3 protein-coding genes and 1 pseudogene are annotated in these 1,915 nt (G+C 68.7%); all 4 read right to left on the bottom strand.

Annotation, left to right across the window (positions count from 1 at the left end; genetic code table 11):
* Positions 1–404: hypothetical protein (locus AC5RUJ_RS15400; protein WP_494156150.1), on the bottom strand; the 404-nt coding region annotated here is incomplete at its 3' end.
* 34 nt (positions 405–438) lie between these two features.
* Complete coding sequence (nadD, locus tag AC5RUJ_RS15395) at positions 439–1,083, bottom strand: nicotinate-nucleotide adenylyltransferase (protein WP_494001261.1); 645 nt, start codon at positions 1,081–1,083, stop codon at positions 439–441.
* Positions 1,084–1,128: 45 nt separating this feature from the next.
* Positions 1,129–1,362: a hypothetical protein gene (locus AC5RUJ_RS15390; RefSeq protein ID WP_493999865.1), complete on the bottom strand. Its 234-nt coding sequence runs from the start codon at positions 1,360–1,362 to the stop codon at positions 1,129–1,131.
* Positions 1,363–1,485: 123 nt separating this feature from the next.
* Positions 1,486–1,915, bottom strand: a pseudogene (locus AC5RUJ_RS15385) (glutamate-5-semialdehyde dehydrogenase); the annotation flags it as partial.

Below are 1,915 nucleotides of genomic sequence, written 5' to 3'. Positions count from 1 at the left end.
GGGGCGGCGGGGCCGTTGGGGTCCCCGGTCGGGGCGCCGGATGTGGGGAGGCGGTTCTCGCGCTCCAATTGCTGTTGGCGCAGCTGGCGCCGGGTGGGAATCTGTTCCTGCTCGGGCGCCGGGATCTTGGGCAGCGCCTCGGTCAGGGTCTTGAGCGCACGGCGGGCCTCACGCTCGCGGGCGCGGGTCTGCGAAGACCGCTCGCCCTGGCGTTCGCGGGACTCCGTCCGGCTGTCGCCGGACGGCGCCTGGGCAACTTCTCCCCCGCCATCGCCCGTGGCAGCTGCCTGGGCATCCGGTGCCTGGGAGACGTCCCCGGAGGCGTTCTCCGGACCCGTACCGGCGCCGTCGCGCTGCCGCCGGATGTCCCGGCGGCTGGGCGGCGGCTGGGATTGATTGCTCATGCTTTGCTGATCACCCAGAAGTAAACGACTGATTTCATTGGCTTGGTTGCAGTTGGCTCAGGGCGACGGCGCCGTCCGGCGCGCGCCGGTAGAGACCATACTTGGCTATGTACTGTACTACGCCGTCCGGCACCAAGTACCAGACAGGCTGGTTCTCGGCCACGCGCTCCCGGCAGTCCGTGGAGGAAATGGCCATCGCCGGAACCTCCAGAAGGCTCACATCCTTGCGGCCCAAATCGTGCAGCTCGTGGCCCGGCCGGGTCACTCCGACGAAGTGCGCCAACGACCACAGCTCGTCAATGTCCTTCCAGGACATGATCTGCGCCAGCGCGTCCGCGCCGGTGATGAAGAACAGTTCCGCGTCGGGACGCCTCGCGCGCAGGTCCCGCAGCGTGTCGATGGTATAGGTCAGACCCGGGCGTTCAATGTCCACCCGGCTCACCGTGAACTGCGGATTCGATGCGGTCGCGATCACCGTCATCAGGTAGCGGTGCTCGGCCGGACTGACCTCGCGTCCGCTCTTCTGCCAGGGCTGGCCGGTGGGCACGAAGACCACCTCGTCCAGGCCGAAGACCGACGCCACTTCGCTGGCCGCCACGAGGTGCCCGTGGTGGATCGGGTCAAACGTTCCGCCCATGACGCCCAGCCGGAGCTTGCGCCCCGGGTAAGTGAGGTGCAGGTCTCCGGCGTGCGGGGCTTTGACGGGCAGCGCGGACACGAACGGCTAGCGGCGCGCGGCCTGGCCGTGATCGTGCTTATTCGGATGCTGGCGGTGCGGGTCAACGTGCTCCTCGACCGCCGAGTGGCGCTGTCCGACGCTGGTGAACGCGATGGTGGCGAACATCATGATCAGGAAGGCGGCCATGAAACCGGCGCCGATCGCCCAGGCGGGGACCGGTAGTTCGACGTGGGCGGCTTCGCTGGCCACGAGTGCGGCGTCGAGGACCTGAGACAGCATGATTCTCCCTTGCGGTTCTTCAGCCCGGCCGCGCGCAGGCGGACGGGATATGGCTTCCTACTCATGGTACGCGTTCCGGGCGCGGAACCGTGATTCGGCCGGGACAGGCCGGCCGGCACATGCCTAGTCGCGGACCTGTCCGTCGCCCTGGACGATCCACTTCGTGGTGGTGAGTTCGCGCAGCCCCATCGGCCCGCGGGCGTGCATCTTCTGCGTGGAGATGCCCACCTCCGCGCCCAGGCCCAGCTCCCCGCCGTCGGTGAACCGGGTGGAGGCGTTGACGATCACTGCCGCGGAGTCGATCTCGGCGATGAACTTCTCGGCGTTGCGCAGGTCGTTGGTGATGATGGCCTCGGTGTGGCCGGTCGTCCAGGTGCGGATGTGCTTGACCGCATCGTCAACGGAGTCCACCATCGCCACCGCCAGGTCCAGGTCCATGTACTCGCGGCCCCAGTCCTCGTCGGTCGCGGTCTGGGCCTCGACGCCGGACGGCAGGATGCCGGCCACCCGCTGGTCCACATGCAGCCGCACGCCGGCACCGGCCAGCGCCGCG

The sequence above is a fragment of the Arthrobacter sp. Y3223164 genome, assembly GCF_059091005.1.
Note: the sequence above shows the minus strand (reverse complement) of the source record. Positions and strands in the feature narration are given on the sequence as shown.